Origin of the sequence: Micromonospora tulbaghiae (assembly GCF_900091605.1) — a bacterium.
GTDB lineage: Bacteria > Actinomycetota > Actinomycetes > Mycobacteriales > Micromonosporaceae > Micromonospora > Micromonospora tulbaghiae.
On record NZ_FMCQ01000001.1, the window covers coordinates 799,239 to 814,931 of the forward strand.

16 protein-coding genes are annotated in these 15,693 nt (G+C 74.4%); 7 read left to right on the plus strand and 9 right to left on the minus strand.

The genetic code is table 11. The features are described from left to right. Positions 1 to 2 precede the first annotated feature (2 nt). The 4 genes from GA0070562_RS03870 to pdxR form a co-directional block, all read right to left on the minus strand. On the minus strand, positions 3 to 1,577 hold the full coding sequence (locus GA0070562_RS03870; RefSeq protein ID WP_091414880.1) for a DUF4139 domain-containing protein: 1,575 nt from the start codon (positions 1,575 to 1,577) through the stop codon (positions 3 to 5). A 36-nt stretch (positions 1,578 to 1,613) separates the two neighbouring features. Next, the gene (locus tag GA0070562_RS03875) at positions 1,614 to 2,459 is read right to left on the minus strand and encodes a hypothetical protein (RefSeq protein WP_091414882.1); all 846 of its coding nucleotides are present in this window, start codon (positions 2,457 to 2,459) and stop codon (positions 1,614 to 1,616) included. After that, entirely contained in the window at positions 2,456 to 2,965 is a 510-nt protein-coding gene (locus tag GA0070562_RS03880) for a SigE family RNA polymerase sigma factor (RefSeq protein ID WP_091414885.1), read from the minus strand. Before GA0070562_RS03880 ends, GA0070562_RS03875 begins: the two co-directional genes overlap by 4 nt. Positions 2,966 to 3,051: 86 nt before the next feature. Then, positions 3,052 to 4,470 carry a MocR-like pyridoxine biosynthesis transcription factor PdxR gene (gene pdxR / locus GA0070562_RS03885; protein ID WP_091414887.1) on the minus strand — a complete coding sequence of 473 codons (1,419 nt, stop codon included), beginning with the start codon at positions 4,468 to 4,470 and terminating at the stop codon, positions 3,052 to 3,054. A 108-nt stretch (positions 4,471 to 4,578) separates the two neighbouring features. Between pdxR and GA0070562_RS03890 the strand changes: the two genes are divergently transcribed. After that, complete coding sequence (locus GA0070562_RS03890; RefSeq protein ID WP_091414889.1) at positions 4,579 to 5,856, plus strand: MFS transporter; 1,278 nt, start codon at positions 4,579 to 4,581, stop codon at positions 5,854 to 5,856. A gap of 96 nt (positions 5,857 to 5,952) precedes the next feature. Then, positions 5,953 to 6,294: an STAS domain-containing protein gene (locus GA0070562_RS03895; protein ID WP_254663717.1), complete on the plus strand. Its 342-nt coding sequence runs from the start codon at positions 5,953 to 5,955 to the stop codon at positions 6,292 to 6,294. On the opposite strand, the gene GA0070562_RS30575 is transcribed toward GA0070562_RS03895, so the two are convergent. Together GA0070562_RS30575 and GA0070562_RS03900 are read right to left on the minus strand one after the other, a co-directional pair. Further along, the gene (locus tag GA0070562_RS30575) at positions 6,274 to 6,804 is read right to left on the minus strand and encodes a PP2C family protein-serine/threonine phosphatase (RefSeq protein ID WP_254663734.1); all 531 of its coding nucleotides are present in this window, start codon (positions 6,802 to 6,804) and stop codon (positions 6,274 to 6,276) included. The two genes, GA0070562_RS03895 and GA0070562_RS30575, sit on opposite strands and share 21 nt — an antisense overlap. After that, positions 6,714 to 7,541 carry a PP2C family protein-serine/threonine phosphatase gene (locus tag GA0070562_RS03900; protein WP_254663718.1) on the minus strand — a complete coding sequence of 276 codons (828 nt, stop codon included), beginning with the start codon at positions 7,539 to 7,541 and terminating at the stop codon, positions 6,714 to 6,716. Before GA0070562_RS03900 ends, GA0070562_RS30575 begins: the two co-directional genes overlap by 91 nt. Positions 7,542 to 7,752: 211 nt before the next feature. On the opposite strand from GA0070562_RS03900, the gene GA0070562_RS03905 reads away from it, so the two are divergent. From GA0070562_RS03905 to GA0070562_RS03925, 5 genes are read left to right on the plus strand one after another with little or no spacing between them, the layout of a single operon-like run. After that, positions 7,753 to 9,351, plus strand: coding sequence for an ABC transporter substrate-binding protein (locus tag GA0070562_RS03905; RefSeq protein ID WP_091414893.1), 1,599 nt, complete (start codon positions 7,753 to 7,755; stop codon positions 9,349 to 9,351). Then, positions 9,348 to 10,352, plus strand: a complete 1,005-nt coding sequence (locus tag GA0070562_RS03910) for an ABC transporter permease (protein WP_091414895.1) — start codon at positions 9,348 to 9,350, stop codon at positions 10,350 to 10,352. The genes GA0070562_RS03905 and GA0070562_RS03910 overlap by 4 nt, the downstream gene beginning before the upstream one ends. After that, positions 10,345 to 11,211 (plus strand): ABC transporter permease, encoded by an 867-nt coding sequence (locus GA0070562_RS03915; RefSeq protein ID WP_091414897.1) that lies wholly within the window; start codon positions 10,345 to 10,347, stop codon positions 11,209 to 11,211. The genes GA0070562_RS03910 and GA0070562_RS03915 overlap by 8 nt, the downstream gene beginning before the upstream one ends. Further along, entirely contained in the window at positions 11,208 to 12,176 is a 969-nt protein-coding gene (locus tag GA0070562_RS03920) for an ABC transporter ATP-binding protein (RefSeq protein ID WP_091414900.1), read from the plus strand. The genes GA0070562_RS03915 and GA0070562_RS03920 overlap by 4 nt, the downstream gene beginning before the upstream one ends. Beyond that, entirely contained in the window at positions 12,173 to 12,883 is a 711-nt protein-coding gene (locus GA0070562_RS03925) for an ABC transporter ATP-binding protein (protein ID WP_091414902.1), read from the plus strand. Before GA0070562_RS03920 ends, GA0070562_RS03925 begins: the two co-directional genes overlap by 4 nt. A 7-nt stretch (positions 12,884 to 12,890) precedes the next feature. Here the strand turns inward: GA0070562_RS03925 and GA0070562_RS03930 are convergent, their stop codons facing one another. From GA0070562_RS03930 to GA0070562_RS03940, 3 genes are all read right to left on the minus strand, one after another. After that, positions 12,891 to 13,331, minus strand: a complete 441-nt coding sequence (locus GA0070562_RS03930; protein ID WP_091414905.1) for a hypothetical protein — start codon at positions 13,329 to 13,331, stop codon at positions 12,891 to 12,893. A gap of 110 nt (positions 13,332 to 13,441) precedes the next feature. Then, entirely contained in the window at positions 13,442 to 14,239 is a 798-nt protein-coding gene (locus GA0070562_RS03935; protein ID WP_091414907.1) for a S1 family peptidase, read from the minus strand. Between the two features lie 169 nt (positions 14,240 to 14,408). Further along, positions 14,409 to 15,569: a peptidoglycan DD-metalloendopeptidase family protein gene (locus tag GA0070562_RS03940; RefSeq protein ID WP_091414910.1), complete on the minus strand. Its 1,161-nt coding sequence runs from the start codon at positions 15,567 to 15,569 to the stop codon at positions 14,409 to 14,411. Between the last annotated feature and the right edge of the window lie 124 nt (positions 15,570 to 15,693).

Genomic DNA, 15,693 nt, shown 5'->3' on the forward strand with positions numbered 1-15,693 from the left:
TGCTATTCCCGCCAGCCGGTCAGCTCGACCCCCTTGGCCAGCTCCACCCGGAAGCCCAGCGCGATCTCGCCGCTCTCACCCGGCGCCAGCGACAGCCGCCAGGTCAGCTCGCCCAGCTCCGTACGCTCGGCGGGCGGTGGCGTCAGCGCGGTCTCGCGTACCGCCACCGCCTCGTCCCGGGACACCGGTAGCTGGTCCCGCACCTCGACGGTGGCCGGGCGGGGCGTGTGGTTCGCGACCGTGATCCGGTACTCCACCTCCCGCCGCCGGGTCGACCCGAGCGTGGCCTTGCTCTCGGTGCGCCGGGACAGCTTCCGCTCCACCCGCACCCGGTCGTCGATCCCGAGCGCCAGCTCCGTCTCCTCGCCCGGCGCCCACGTCGTCAGCCGCGTCGCCGCCACGAAATCAGCGCCGTGGAAGACCGACGCCGGGCCGGGCAGCAGCGTGTGGTCCGACGTGTTGCGTACCGTGGCCCGCAGGTGCGCCTCGGCGGCGCGCACCGGCGCGCTCACATGGTCCAGCCGGGCCGGCAGCTCCAGCACCGCGATCGACACCCGGTGCGCGCTGCCGTCGGCCGGCACCGCCACCGGCCGGGCCGGCCGGTAGGTCGCCGCCGTCACACCCTGCTCGACCTCGGCGACGCTCTCCCGCATTGCCGGCGCCGCCGACCGCGCCGCGCGGGGGCGGCCCGCCGGCGCCGCGCCGGGCGCCGGCGGCGGCACCATGCCGCCGAACGACGCGGCCATCGGCGGCTCCGGCCGGAGCCGGTCGAGATACCAGGGCGACAATTCGGGTACGCCGCTCGCCGCCGCCGGGCGGGCGGTGGAGAGCTGGAGTTCGCACTCCGGCCAGTCCTCCCCGGTGCCCTGGCTGACCAGCCCGAACCAGGTGACGGTCATGGTGTCCTCGACCAGCCGCAGGTCGTAGGAGGGCGTCCAGCGGGCGCCGTCCACCAGGTACGTCAGCTCCAGCTCCACCTCGGTGTCGTCGGCGTCCACCGAGACGGACACGTCGGCGGCCAGCCGGTCCGGCTCCCGCTTGCCACGCGCCGCGTCCAGCTCCCGGTCGACAGCGGCCAGCTCCTCGGCCAGCTCGGTGCGCCGCCGGGCCAGCCCGCGCCGCCGGGCCCGGGACTCGGCGAGCTGACCGGACACCGAGTCGGTGAAGGCCGCCACGTCGGCCGGGGCCGCGTCGCCGGCGGCCAGCGCCCGGGCGTACGTGCCACCGGCCCGCTCAGCCAGCCGGGTGAGGAACTCGCCGCGCTGTTCCTCGACCGCGTCGGTGTCGCCGACCTCGGCCAGCTCGTCGGCCAGTTCCAGGCGCCGCCGTTCCAGCTCGACGACCTGGGCGTCGGTGCTGCGGGCCTGCCGCCACGCGCTCACGTCCACCCCGAGCACCGTCACCGCGCCCCGGCCACCCACCCGGATCGAGTCCCGGCGCAGGCCCGGCGAGAGCGGGGCGACGCGTACCCGGTGGTCGCCGGCGGCCAGCCGGACGCCGCCGCGGCGGGTGACCCGGGCGCGGTCCGGGTAGACGGTCACGCCGACGACCGGCGCATCGATCTCCACAGTGTCCACGGCGGCGAGGGTAGTTCAGGCGTGCCCGCGGCGGGGCTACCGAAGGTGCAGCCGTTCGTCCACGGCGAGTGCCGCCAGTTGGCGCGCGGTGAACGGCAGCGGGGACGCGGGCGCCTGCCTGTCGTAGGCGCCCTGCGCGACGAAGACCACCACGCCGTCGGGATGCCGGTAGGCGGCCCACTGGTCGAACCGGTCGTCCGAGCCGGGCCGGACCACCACACCCACTGTCGCCTCGCCGACTGTCGTCGGCCGGCACTCGCCCCCCATGCCCCAGAACTCACGCGCCAGGGCGCACGGTTCGGTCGGCAGCAGGTTCCCCGGTGTGTGCACCTCGGTGAGCAGGCGTCCCCTCCACGTCCCCTTCGTCACGTCGACCGAGGCCAGGTAGCTCCACAGCTCGACGCCGCCGGCTCGTCCGGTGAAGCCCGCCTGATGGGTGCCCAGCGTCTCCTTCCCGGTCTCGCTGGAGACGGTCCTCTCGGCGGTGTAGCCGGCGGGCACCACTGTGACGAGCCGGTCGAGCAGCAGGGCGGCCTGGTCATACCGGGAACCCGCCCGCGCGGTGCGGTCCTCCTGCGGCAGGCCGTCGGGCCCGGTGGGCATCGGTTCGGCGCTGCCGTCCGACGACGGCGGCGGGGCGGCCTGCGGCAGCGCGGCCGGCGGGCGTCGGTCGCCGCCGTCCGGGGTGGAGAGCGCCACGACACCCGCGACGCCCGCGACCGCGAGTACCGCAGTCGCCGATCCGGCGCAGGCCCGGACGGCTCGGCGCTTGTTGCGTGCCCGCCGGGCGGAGCGCAGCATGCCGTCGGTGCTCAGTTGCGGTGGCGCGGTCACGCTGAGCATCTCGTCGCGAAGCGCCTCGCGCAGCTGGTCTCCGTTCATCGTTGCCCCTTTTCGCTCGGTGAGTGCATGGGTGACAGGAGGCCGCGCAGCGTGTCCAGACCGCGGGCGGACTGGCTCTTCACCGTTCCCGGCGAGCAGTCCAGCAGCGCCGCCACCTCGTCGACCGGCAGGTCCTCCCAGTAGCGCAGGACCAGGACGGCCCGCTGCCGGGGCGGTACGGCGGCGAGCGCCTGGAGCACCACGAGCCGGTCCTCGGGCGGACTCGCCGGCGCCGGCGGGTCGGCGTCGGGCGTGCCCACCCGTTCCCGCCGCCACCAGCCCCGCCGCCGTTCGTCGAGGAAGGACCGGACGATGATCTGGCGCAGGTAGGAGTCGAGCGCGTCGTGCCGGGCGACCCGGTTCCAGACCAGGTACAGCTTGGTGAACCCGGTCTGGACCAGATCCTCCGCGCGGTGCCAGTCACCGCAGAGCAGATACGCGGTGGCGCGCATGGCGTGGTGCCTCGCGGAGAAGTACTCCGCGAACGCCGTGTCGCGATCACTCATTCGGACCTCCGATCGGATACGGGATAGTCACGCCAGGTGTGGCTCCCGGGGTTGCTCGGCGGGCGGAGTGAATTTGCGCCGGCGGGTCAGCCGCGGAAGCTGCGGGCGAGCAACCGGAGCCCCTCGGGTACGTCGGCGGTGGCGACGGCGCCGTAGCCGAGCACCAGACCGGCCGGGCCGGGCGGGCCCGCGTGGTAGCCGGCGATCTCCCGTACCGTGACGCCGACTTCGGCCGCCCGCGCGACGACCGCCGGCAGGTCGACGCCGGCCTCCGGGCGCAGCCGCGCGCACAGGTGCAGGCCCGCTGTGGACGGCACCGGGTCGAGCCAGCCGGCGAGGTCGGAGCGCAACGCGGCCTCGACCAGCTCGCGCCGTTCGGCGTAGACCCGGGTCGCCTTGCGGATGTGCCGGGGCAGCTCGCCGGAGTCGATGAACCGGGCCAGCGCGGCCTGCGTGGTGTGGTCGCCGTGCCAGTCGGTGAGCTGCCGCGCGGCCAGCAGCGCGGGGCGCAGCGAGGCCGGGGCGACCAGGAACCCGAGGCGCAGCATGGGCAGCAGGGTCTTGGAGAACGTGCCGACGTAGACCACCTTCCCGGCCCGGTCCAGCGTCTGCAACGGGTCCAGCGGACGCGCGGAGAAACGGAACTCGGTGTCGTAGTCGTCCTCGACGACCACCGCGTCCCGGGCCGCGGCCCAGTCGAGCAGCGCCGCCCGGCGGGCCGGGGACATCCGGACGCCCAGCGGGAACTGGTGGGACGGGGTGACGTAGACCAGCCGCGCGTCGCCGGGCAGCGCGCTTACGTCGATCCCCTGGTCGTCGACCGGCACCGGCACGACCCGCGCGCCGTGACCGGCGAACAGCCGCCGGGCCGGGGGATAGCCGGGATCCTCGACGGCCACCCGGTCGCCCGGTTCGAGCACGACCCGGGCGATCAGGTCCAGCGCCTGCTGCGCGCCCTGGGTGACGACGACGTCCTCCGGCCCGGCCCGTACCGCGCGTGCGAGCCCCACGTACCGGGCGACGGCGGCACGCAGGCCCGGGTGCCCGGCCGGGCCGGCGTACCCGCCCCGGATCGTCGCCGTGCGCAGCTCACCGGCGACCAGCCGGCGCCAGGTGGCCAGCGGGAACAGCCCGGTGTCCGGGGTGCCGGCCCGGAAGTCGTGACCCGGGCGGGGCTCGGCGGTGGGCGCGGCCTCGGCGGACGTCCAGAACGCGCGGGGGCGTACCCCGCCGGCCGGCGCCGGACGGGGCCGGGCGCGGGCGACCGGCTCGTCGGCGACGAACGTCCCCGCGCCGACCCGGGCGGTCAGCAGGCCCTCGGCGGTCAGCCGCTCGTAGGCGACGGCGACCGTGTTGCGGGAGACGTCGAGCCGCCGGGCCAGTTCGCGGGTGGGTGGCAGCCGTTCGCCGGGCCGCAGCCGGCCGTCCAGGATCGCCTCCAGCAACTGCCTGTGGATCCGGGTGGCGCGGTCGCCGGGGCCGGCCAGGCTGACGTGTACGTCCACGGCGGCGACACTACATTGGCCCAATCAGATCGCCTGGAATCGGCGCTTCTCCAGGCCAATCCGCGGGTCTTGGATGGAGGAAGGAGCACGGCGAACGGGGGACGGGCAATGACCGATGTCGACACCGGCCGCCGGGTCCGGGTGCTGGCCCTGGCCCAGCTCGCGAACTCGGTCGGTGACGGCGCGTTCTACGCGTGCTCGGCGCTGTTCTTCATCCGGGTGGTGGGGCTGTCCCCGACGCAGGTCGGGATCGCCCTCACCGTGGGCTGGTCGACGGGCATCCTCGCCGGGGTGCCCGCCGGCCAGATGGCCGACCGCTACGGCGCACGACGGATGACCGGCGTCTTCGCCGTCGCCACCGCCGCCGCGCTCAGCGGCTTCCTCGTGATCCGCTCCCTCCCGCTGTTCGTGCTGCTCGCCTGTTGCTACGCCGCCTGCCAGGCCGGGCTCACCGCCAGCCGGCAGGCGCTGCTGGTCGGGCTGATCGAGCCCGCGCGGCGCACTGCGGTACGCGCGCGGTTGCAGTCGGTCTCGAACGCCGGCCTGGCCGCCGGGGCCGGGCTGGGCGCGCTCGTGCTCTGGGCGGACACCCGCCCCGCGTACCTGTCGGCCTTCGCGCTCGACGCGGTGAGCTTCCTGGCCGCCGCCCTGCTGGTACGCCGGCTGCCCGAGGCGGCGGCGCCGGTTCCGTCCGGACCCGAGCCGGGACGGCTGACCGTGCTGCGCGACCGCCCGTACGCGCTGATCACGTTGCTGAACGCGGTCATGTGCCTGAACATGCCGCTGCTCAGCCTGGCGCTGCCGCTGTGGATCGCGGAGCGGACCGACGCCCCGGCGCCGATGGGCGCGGTCGTGCTCACCGTCAACATGCTGTGCGTGGTGCTGTGGCAGGTCCGGGTGGCCCGCCGGGTGACCGATCCGGGCACGGCGGCCCGGGCCAGCGGGCACGCCGGCTGGGTGCTGCTCGTCGCCTGTGGCGCCTACGCGGTTTCCGGGATGGTCGGCGGCGCGTGGGTGGCCTCGGCGGTGCTGCTCGCCGCGGCCCTGGTGCAGGTGTTCGGCGAGATGGTGCAGGCGGCCAGCGGCTGGGAGGTCGGCTTCACCCTGGCCCGCCCCGACCGGCAGGGGCAGTACCAGGGCTTCTTCGCCATGGCGCCGCAGTTGGCCCGGATGCTCGGCCCGGCGCTGCTGACCTCGCTGCTGCTCGGCTGGGGCACGCCCGGCTGGCTGGTGCTCGGCGGGCTGTTCGTGATCGCGGGCCTGGCCATGCGGCCGGCGGTACGCCTCGCCGGGCGTCGCCGGACCGCCGCCGAGTTGCGGATCCCCGCTCCGCCTGGCTCGACCGGCACTGAGGTGTCCTCCACCACGTCGCCGCGAGGCCGCTGAGCCGCCGCGCACCTACGGGAGGCGACCAGGGCGGATTTCTGGCACGGTGTCGGGTAGCGACGGGTGCGCGGTTGAGGGGGAGTGGTGGAGTTCTCGGTGACGACCAGGCAGGGGCGTGTCGGCCCGGTGATCGAGGTCGCTGGTGATCTGGACATGGCCACCGCGCCGCAGCTACGTGACTCGCTGCTCAAGGTGCTGGAGACCGGTGCGCGGACGGTGGTCGTCGACCTGACCCAGGTCGGGTTCGTGGACTCCAGCGGCCTGGGCGCACTGGTGCTCGTCTACAAGAACCTGCGGGAGCGCGACGGCTGGCTCGGTCTGGCCGTCGTCCGCCAGTCGATCCGCAACGTCTTCTCGATCACCTCGGTGGACCGCGTCATCCCGCTCTTCGGCACGGTGCGGGAGGCCGAGGACGGCTCACCCGCGGCGGCGCGCTGAGCGCTCCTCGTCCGGCCTGACGCGCGCGGCATCGGCGCCTGCGGTGCTGCACCGCGGCCCGTGACCGTCGTACCAGTCGACGACGAGCAGCGTGGCGTCGTCGTCCAGAACCGGCCCGGCGGCGGCCAGCACCGCGTCGGACAGCGCCCGCACCGCCTCGCGGGGGTGCAGATGGGCGAGGCGGAGCAGCTCCCCGGGCAGGTCGAGGTCGGCGGCGTTGCGTTCGCGCATGCCGTCGGTGACCACCACCAGCCGGTCGCCGGGCAGCAGGGCCAGATCTCCGCTGCGGTAGCTCTCGCCGGGGAACATGCCGAGCGGGAAGTTGCCGGGCAACTCCACGGGTACGACCCGGCCGTCCCGGACCAGCAGCGGTGGGACGTGTCCCGCGTTCAGCAGCTCACAGCGGCCGGTGGTCAGGTCTATGCGGCCCAGCACGGCGGTGACGTACGCGCCGCGTACGTTGGCGTGCTCCGCGACGGCCCGGTTGGCCTCCTCGGCCTGGGCGACCAGGGCGGCGCCGCGCCGGCGGGTGTTGCGCAGGCTGCCCACGCCGAGGTGGCGGTGAGCGCGCTCGCCACGCCGTGGCCCATCGCGTCGGTGACGCTGAGGTGCAGCACGTTCCGCGCGAGGCTGTAGTCGAACGTGTCGCCGCCGACGCTCGCGGCGGGTTCCAGCCAGCCGGAGAGGGTGAAGGCGCCGCCCTCGCAGGTGAACGAGGCGGGCAGCAGACGGCGCTGGATCTCGGCGGAGAGGCTGAACGGGGTGGTCCGCTGCCCCCACTCGAACAGGTCGGTGTGCCTGCGGTTGGCGATGACCACGAACGCCAGCGCGTGCGCGGCGTGGGCGATCCGCTTCACCACGTCGCCGTCCGGCTCGTCGGGCAGGTCGATCTCCAGCAGGCCGATTGCCTCTCCGCGGTCGGTGACCGGTGCCAGCACGCTCCACGTGCCGTCGCCGGGAACGACCCGGGGAGTCTGCTGACGTAGTACCTCCTCGTAGGGCCCGCCGTCGAAGGGGAGGACCTCGGCTTCCTCCTCGCCGTGGCGCCGGCCGGCGCCACCGCCGGCCGGCTGGTGGGTCAGCCGGACCAGCGCCCGGCCGCTGAGGTCGGCGATCAGCAGCGAGACGCCGAGCGCGTTCAGCGCCGTGGCGATGACGCCGGTGACGGCCTCGACCGCATCCACCGGGGCGGCGTCCTCGGCCGACTGCAACATCCCGGCCAGCACCGCCTGCTCGCTGTCCTTCACCCCCTGAGCATATTCAGCGCGGCGCGCGGGCGCCTCACGAGCGGACGGCCGCGCGTCGGGAGGGCCGTCCGCCGTCGATGGCTCCCTATTGCATATGCTTGGCAACTACCGAATAGTGGCAGAAGCGGGCGGGTGCTCGGGCACGCGCTGATCTGATCGTCGCCGGAGCGCCCGCCCGGCCGCTACCGAGGACGAGTTCGAGGGGTTGCCGGTGGCGATCAAGCCCAAGCCCGTACGCGTGGCCGCGATGCTCGCCGCCGCCCTGCTCGCCGCCGCCGGCTGCTCGTCGCCCACGGCGTCGACAGGCGGCCCGAAGGGCGCGGGCACGCTCGTGGTCGCCACCGCGGGCGAGCCGGACACGCTCAACCCGGTGCTCAACTACGGCGTCGACGGCGCGTCGCTGATCTTCGACGGGCTGGTCGCCCGGGACGCCCGCAACGAGCTGGTGCCCGCCCTGGCCCGCGAACTGCCCACCGTCTCGGCGGACGGGAAGACGGTCACCGCGAAGCTGCGCGAGGGAGTGCTGTTCCACGACGGCACTCCGCTGACCGCCCAGGACGTGGTGTTCACCTACCAGGCGGTGCTCGACCCGAGAGTCGACTCCACGCTGCGGTCCGATCTGGACATGCTCGCCTCCGTCACCGCGCCCGACCCGGCGACAGTGGTGTTCACGCTGAAGTACGCGTACGCGCCGTTCCTGCAACGGCTCGCGCTGGGGATCGTTCCGGCGAAGGCGTTCGCCGGGCAGGACGTCAACAAGGCCGCCTTCAACCGCAAGCCGGTCGGCACCGGCCCGTACCGGTTCACGTCCTGGACCCCGGGTGACCGGCTCGTGCTCGCGGCCAACGAGACGTACTGGGGTGGCAAGCCGGCGAACTCGGGCGTGGTGGTGGCGTTCGTCGCCGACGACAACGTCCGGGCCCAGCGGATGCGGGCCGGCGAGTTCGACGCGGCGGAGCTGGCGCCGAAGCTCGCGTCCGGGTTCGAGGGCCGGAACGGCTACCGGGTGCACAAGGTGCCGACCGCCGACTACCGGGGCGTCATGCTGCCGATGGGCAACCCGGTCACCGCCGACCTCGCGATCCGGAAGGCGCTGAACGTCGCGGTGGACCGGCAGGCCATGGTGACCGGCGTGCTCGGCGGTGCGGGCGAGCCCGCGTTCGGACCGGTGCCGCCCACGTCGCCGTACGCCGAGCCGTCGATCGCCGGCAAGCCCGCCGCCGACATCGCCGCGGCGACCGCCGCACTCGACGCCGCCGGGTGGAAGCCCGGCCCGGACGGCATCCGGGTCAAGGACGGGCGGCCCGCCGCGTTCGCGCTCATGTACCCGGCCACCGACAGCCTGCGCAAGGAACTGGCCCTGGCCGTCACCGCCGATGCGAAGAAGGTCGGCATCAAGGTCACGCCGGAGGGCCTGACCTGGGACGCGATCACGCCGCGAATGAAGCGCGACGCGCTGATCATGGGCTACGGCACGCCGTACGACCCGGACTTCGTCTCCTACAAGCTGTTCAGCTCGGCCTTCGCCGGGCAGGGCTTCTTCAACCCCGGTTCGTACCGCTCGGGGGTCACCGACGCCGCGTTGCAGGACGGGCGCGACAACGCCGACCCGGCCGCCCGCAAGGCCGCGTACGCCACGTTCCAGAAGCAGCTCGCCGCCGACGTGCCGTGGGTGTTCCTCACCTACCTCCAGCACACCTACGTGCTGAAGGAGGCCGTGACCGGGGTGACGCCGCGGGTCGAGCCGCACGAGCACGACGTCGCCAACAGCATCTGGTGGAACGTGCACACCTGGACGAAGAAGCCGTGACGGCGCCCGTGACCGGCCGGCGGCGACTGGCCGGGGCGGGCGTCGTGGTCCGGCGGCGGCTGCTGGTCGCCGTACCGGTGCTGGCGGCGACCAGCATGGGCATGTTCGCCCTCGGCGCCGCCTCCCCGATCGACCCGGCCCAGCAGTACGCGGGCGCGGCGGCGTTCACCACCAGCGAGGAGAACCTCGCGCAGATCCGCGCCAACTGGGGCGTCGACGACCCGCTGCCGGTGCAGTACGCCCGCTGGATCGGCAACCTGCTGCGCGGCGACCTGGGCTGGTCGACGAGCCGGCACGAGCCGGTGACCTCAGTGCTCGCCGCCCGCGCCGGCTGGACGCTGCTGCTCGTCGGCACCGCGCTCGCCCTGGTGCTGGTGGCGAGCGTGCTGCTGGGCACGCTGGCCGCGTACCGGCGTGGTGGGTGGTTCGACCGGGCGCTGCGGGCCGTCGCGTACGCCGTGCAGTCCATGCCGGTGTTCTGGATCGGCCTCGCGGCGATCGCCGTGTTCGCCCTCAGCCTCGGCTGGCTGCCCGCCGGCGGGCTCACCGACATCACCGCCACCGGCACCGACCCGGCCGACGTGGCCCGGCACCTGGTGCTTCCGGTAACGGTGCTGGCGATCTCCCAGGCGCCCTGGTTCGTCCTGTTCGTCCGCGACGCGGTCGCCGAGAGTCTGCGCGACGACCATGTCCTGGCCGCCCGCGCCCGAGGGCTTCCCGGCCGGGTCGTCCTGTTCGGACACGCGCTGCGTACCGCGTTGCTGCCGTTCCTCACCCTGGTCGGCACGCACCTGCCCGAACTCGTCGGCGGCGCGGTCCTGGTGGAGACCGTCTTCTCCCTGCCCGGCCTCGGCGCGGTCACCGTCGAGGCCGCGCTGGGCGCCGACTTCCCGCTGCTCGCGGCCACGACCCTGGCCACCACCGTCGTGGTGCTGACCGCGAACCTGCTCACCGACCTCGCCTACGCCGCCGCCGACCCCCGGGTACGCCTCGATGACTGACCTCGCCCTTCCCGCGCGCGTACGGCGCCTGCGCCGCCCCGGCAGCGTGGGCACGACAGTCGCCGTCGTCGTGCTCGCCGGTGTCGTCGCCGCCGCGCTGCTCGCCCCGATCCTGTGGCCGCTGGACCAGAGCGCCGTCGACCTCTCCCGTACCCGGCTCGCGCCCTCGCCCGAACACCTGGCCGGCACCGACGACCTCGGCCGCGACGTCGCCGTGCGCAGCCTCTACGGCCTGCGCGTCTCGCTGCTCGTCGGCGCGGTCGCCGCGCTCGTCGCGGCGGTCATCGGCGGCCTGGTCGGCGCCGTCGCCGGCAGCGTCGGCGGCTGGGTGGACCGGGCGCTCATGCGCGTCGTGGACACCGTCGCCGCGCTGCCGCACCTGCTGCTGGGCATCTTCATCGTGGCGATGCTGCGCCCCAGCCTGGGCGCGGTGATCGCCTCCATCGCGCTGACGCACTGGCTGTCCACCGCCCGGATCGTCCGCTCCGAGCTGCTCAGCCTGCGCAACCGGCCGTTCGTCGACGCCGCGATCTCCGGCGGCGCCGGGCGCGTCCGGGTGCTCACCCGGCACCTGTTGCCGCACGTGCTGCCGCGCCTGGCGCTGGCGACCACGCTCATGGTGCCGCACGCCGTCTGGCACGAGACCGCGCTGTCGTTCCTCGGCCTCGGCCTGCCGCCGCACCTCGCCTCGATCGGCAACATGATCAACGACGGGCAGCGGTCGCTGCTCACCGGCGCCTGGTGGGCCAGCATCGTCCCCGGTCTCCTGCTCGTGGCGGCCACGCTGGCGCTCGCCGTGCTCACCGGGCGGTGGCGCGACCGCCTCGACCCGCGCGTACGAGCGGAGCTGCACCTGTGACCGCCCCGGCGCTGCTGACCGTCGACGGGCTGACCGTCCGCTTCCGGCTGCGCGACGCCGTCGTGCACGCCGTGACCGACCTGAGCCTCACGCTGCGGTCCGGCGAGCTGCTGGCGGTGGTCGGTGAGTCCGGGTGCGGCAAGTCGGTCCTCGCGCACGCCCTGCTCGGTCTGCTGCCGCGCAACGCCACTGTCACCGGGCAGGCCCGCCTGCACGCGCCGGGACGCGACGAGGTCGACCTGATCGGCGCAGGGGAGCGGCACCTCGCCCGGCACGTACGCGGCCGGGGCGTCGGCCTCGTCCCGCAGAGCCCCGCCACCGCGCTCACCCCTGTGCGCACCGGACGGAAGCTGCTGGAGGAGACGCTGCGGGCCCACGGGCACACCCGCCGCGACGCGCCCGCCGCCGCCGACCGGATCGCCGCCGACGTCGGTCTCGACGCGGCCGACCTGAACCGGTACCCGCACGAGCTGTCCGGCGGCATGGCCCAGCGGCTCGCCACCGCGCTCGCCCTCGCGCCCGACCCGCCGGTACTGCTCGCCGACGAACCCACCACCGGCCTCGACCGGCCGCTCGTCGACCACACGCTCGACCTGCTGCGCCGCCGCTGTGACACCGGCGCCGCCGTCCTGCTCATCACGCACGACCTCGCCGCCGCACGCCGCGTCGCGGACACCGTCGCCGTGATGTACGCCAGCCGGATCGTCGAACACCGCCCGGCCGAGGCACTGTTCGACGGCCCGGCCCACCCGTACACCGCCGGGCTGCTCGACGCGCTGCCCGACCGCGCCTTCACCCCCGTGCCCGGCCACCCGCCCTCGCTCACCGACCTGCCCGGTGGCTGCGCCTTCGCCCCGCGCTGCGCCCGCGCCACCGACACCTGCGACAGGCTGCCCCGACTCGCCGCCGACGGCGCGGGCCGGGTCGCCTGTCACCACCCGCTGCGCGAGGAGGTACCGGCATGACGATCACGGTTCCCGGCGCCACCGACACCGCCGCCCCGGGCGGCGCGCCGGCCGGCGGGCTCGCCGCGCACCAGGTCTCCGTCGCGTACGGCGGGCAGCGCGTCCTCGACCGGGTCGACCTGCACATCGCGCCGGGCGAGACGGTCGGGCTGCGCGGCCCTTCGGGCAGCGGCAAGTCCACGCTCGCCCGCGTCCTGGCCCTGCTGCACGCCCCGGACAGCGGGCACGTCACGATCGACGGGCAACCGCTCGGCGGCGTCCGCCACCGCCTGCCGGCGGCACTGCGCACCCGCGTCGCGGTCCTGTTCCAGAGCCCGCGCGCCGCCACCGACCCGCGGCTCAGCCTCGCCGACATCGTCGCCGAGCCGCTGCGCGCCACCGGTACACCGCGCGAGCAGGCCGCCGCCCGCGCGGCGGAGCTGGCCGACCTGGCCGGACTGACTCCCGACCTGCTGACCCGCCGTCCGCACGCGGTCAGCGACGGGCAACTGCAACGCGCCTGCCTCGCCCGCGCCCTGGTCCACCGGCCGGACTACCTGCTCTGCGACGAGGCGACAGCCATGCTCGACGCCTCCACCCAGGCGCACGTCGCCGCCGTCATCGGCGACTACCAGCGCCGGCAGGGCGCCGGGGTCCTGGTCATCACCCACGACCCGGCGCTGATGGCCCGCTGGGCCACCCGGGTGGTGGACCTGCCGACGGCGTGACGTCGTGTCACGCCTCGACCGGGCGGCGTACGGTGCCCAGCGCCCGGGCGACGACGGTCCCGAATCCGACCGCCATGAGCGGCATCCCCATCTCGAAGGGCAGCTCGCCGACCCAGTTGATGCTGTCGCGCTCCGGCAGCGCGCCCAGGCTCACCGCGACCACCGCACTGGCGAGGAACATCCCGGCCACCGCCGCGCCGACCGCGAGCTTGGCGCACGCCAGGCTCCGCCCGGCCCAGAGACCGGCGAGGACGGCGATCCCCAGGGACACCACGACCAGCCAGGTCCAGCCGCCCTCGGCCTCCAGGTAGGTCCAGCCCGAGTACGACCACTGGTGGAGGCGGCTGGCGCGGAACCACGGGACCAGGTAGCCGAGCAGCGCGGTGGCGCTGCCGACCAGGAGAGGCACGTCGGGGGCCGGGCGGTACCAGCGAGGGGAGTCGTCCATGCGTCCGGAAGTTAGCAGTCGCCGTCACCGTCGTGAGCGGGCGGCGGATCCGCGCGGACGTGACGGTGGCCCGGCCGCTTCGCCGCGACCGGGCCACCGCGCGTGCGTTGTCAGCCGCCGAGGCTCGCGGCGGCGGACCGGATCGCCGAGGCGAACGTGCTGACCTGGGTGTAGACGCCGGGATAGTTGGGGCGGGCGCAGCCGTTGCCCCAGCTCACGATGCCCACCTGGATCCAGGCGCCTGCGGCGTCCCGGCGGAACATCGGGCCACCCGAGTCACCCTGGCAGGTGTCGACACCGCCGCTGGCGTAACCGGCGCAGATCTCCTCGCTGGGGATCACGTCGCCGCCGTAGTAGCGGTTGCAGGTGGTGTCGTCGACGAACGGCACCGTGGCCTTGAGCAGGTAGCGCTGCTGCGCGCCGCCCTCCCGCGCGGCGCCCCAGCCCGCCACCGTGAACGTGCCGTTGTCGTACGCGGTGCTGGTGGCGATGTTGAGCGTGGCGAGCGAGGTGACCGGGGTGGCGAGCCGGATCAGCGCCCAGTCGTCACCGTTGCCGTTGTAGCCGGGGGCCCGGTAGACGTAGTTGGAGCGGACCTGGATCCGGCTGGAGGACTGGAGGTCCACCACGCCCAGCGTCGCGGTGATACTGGTGTTGGCGCCGGTACGGCCGACGCAGTGGGCGGCGGTGAGGACCAGTCGCGGGCTGTAGAGCGCTCCGCCGCAGCCCATCGAGAGCCGGACCATGAACGGGAACTCGCCCTGCGTGGCCCGGGTGCCGCCGACGACGTACGGCGTCATGTCCCCGGCCGGTGCCGCTGCGGCGGGCGCCACCGCGGTGACCGCTCCCGCGGTGACCACTGCCAGAACGGCCGCCATCCGGCCGAGGAATCTGCGCCAACGGACCATGGTTCCCTCCAGACATCGACGCTGTGCCGCCCCGCCGGGCCGCACTCGCGGTGGCAGGGAGCCTATGGGTAGACATCGATGAACGGCAATGGAGGCGGGCATCCCGTCTGCGTCATACGCCGCGCGTGCCGACGCCGTGTCCGGCGCCGGCACGTGTCGCTCGGCGTGGTCAGCACCAGCCGTTGATCGGCCCGTTGACTCCGGTGGAGAGGTAGGCGTCGGACACCCAGCTGCCGTCGCTGAGCCGGTCCCACAGCGCCGTGGTGCCGTACCGGCCGGTGTGCGAGGTGCCGTTGGCGGAGCAGGAGACGGTGACGGTGGCGCCGTCGGCTATCGACCCGACCGCGCCGTATCCCGTGCCGGGGCCGGAGCGGCGGGTCAGCGTGCCACCGCCGTTGGCGTCGACGACTCCCTGGTTGAAGCCGAGCGCGCCGTAGTTGTAGACGCCGCCACCGCCGCCGACGTAGGCGGACCCGTGCCGGGCGCCGCCCTGGTACGCCGCAGCACCGCTGACGAAGTCCCACTTGCCGATGCCGTGCCCGGCGATCGGCACGTACGCCGAGTTCTGCCGCAGTCCGAAGTGCACGTGCCGGCCGGTGGCGGAGCCGCCGCAGGTGACGTCGGTGCCGGTGTTGCCCAGGACCGCGCCCTGGGCGACGCCCGCGCCGTTGACGGAGATGCTGTTCCACAGGTGGTAGTAGTCGGTCGAGTAGCCCCGGTCGTGGATGACCCGGATCCACCCCGTGCACATGGTGTACGCGGTGCCGGCCCGGGCGGCGCGGACGACCTGGTCGCCACCGGCGAGGTCGACCGAACTCCACGGCGCGGCGGCCCCGCCCCAGCCGTGCGGCCCGGAGGTCAGCGTCCACGTCTGCCCGACCGCGAACGGCAGCGCCATTCCGGTGCGGAAGTCCCCGCCCGCGAGCAGCGGTGCGACCGGCGTGGTGAAGACGGCCTTCTCGTTCTCGCTCACCAGCGGTGACGCGGCGGCCAGGTCGCCGAACGACGCCTCGCCGTCGAAGGCGACGGTCCAGCCCTTGGTGTCGGACCGGGCGAGGAAGACCGATCCGGTGGGGTGCGCGTCCTCGGACCGGTCGGCCAGCAGCACCGCGGTGCCGAAGGCCCACCGGCCGTCGGCGCGGGTGACTGTGACCCGGGTCCGCTGCGGCTTGGCGGTCCGGGTTGCGGCGTCGGCCTGGCCGAGGAGTTTCGCGGTCACCGCGTCGGTGACGGGCGCCGGTGCCGGGCGGGGTGCGGCCGAGGCCGGTGCCGGCACCACGGCCCAGGCACCGACCGTCGCCAGCGTGAAGGAGAGCACGAGCCGTCGCATGGAGCCTCCTATCGACAAGCATCACTGAATGGCGAGGCTATCGAAGGGCATGAAAATTGTCTACGAGTTCTGCACCCTTCGATGAAGGATCTGTGCGCCGGGGGTGTCCGGAAGTGGATCTTCC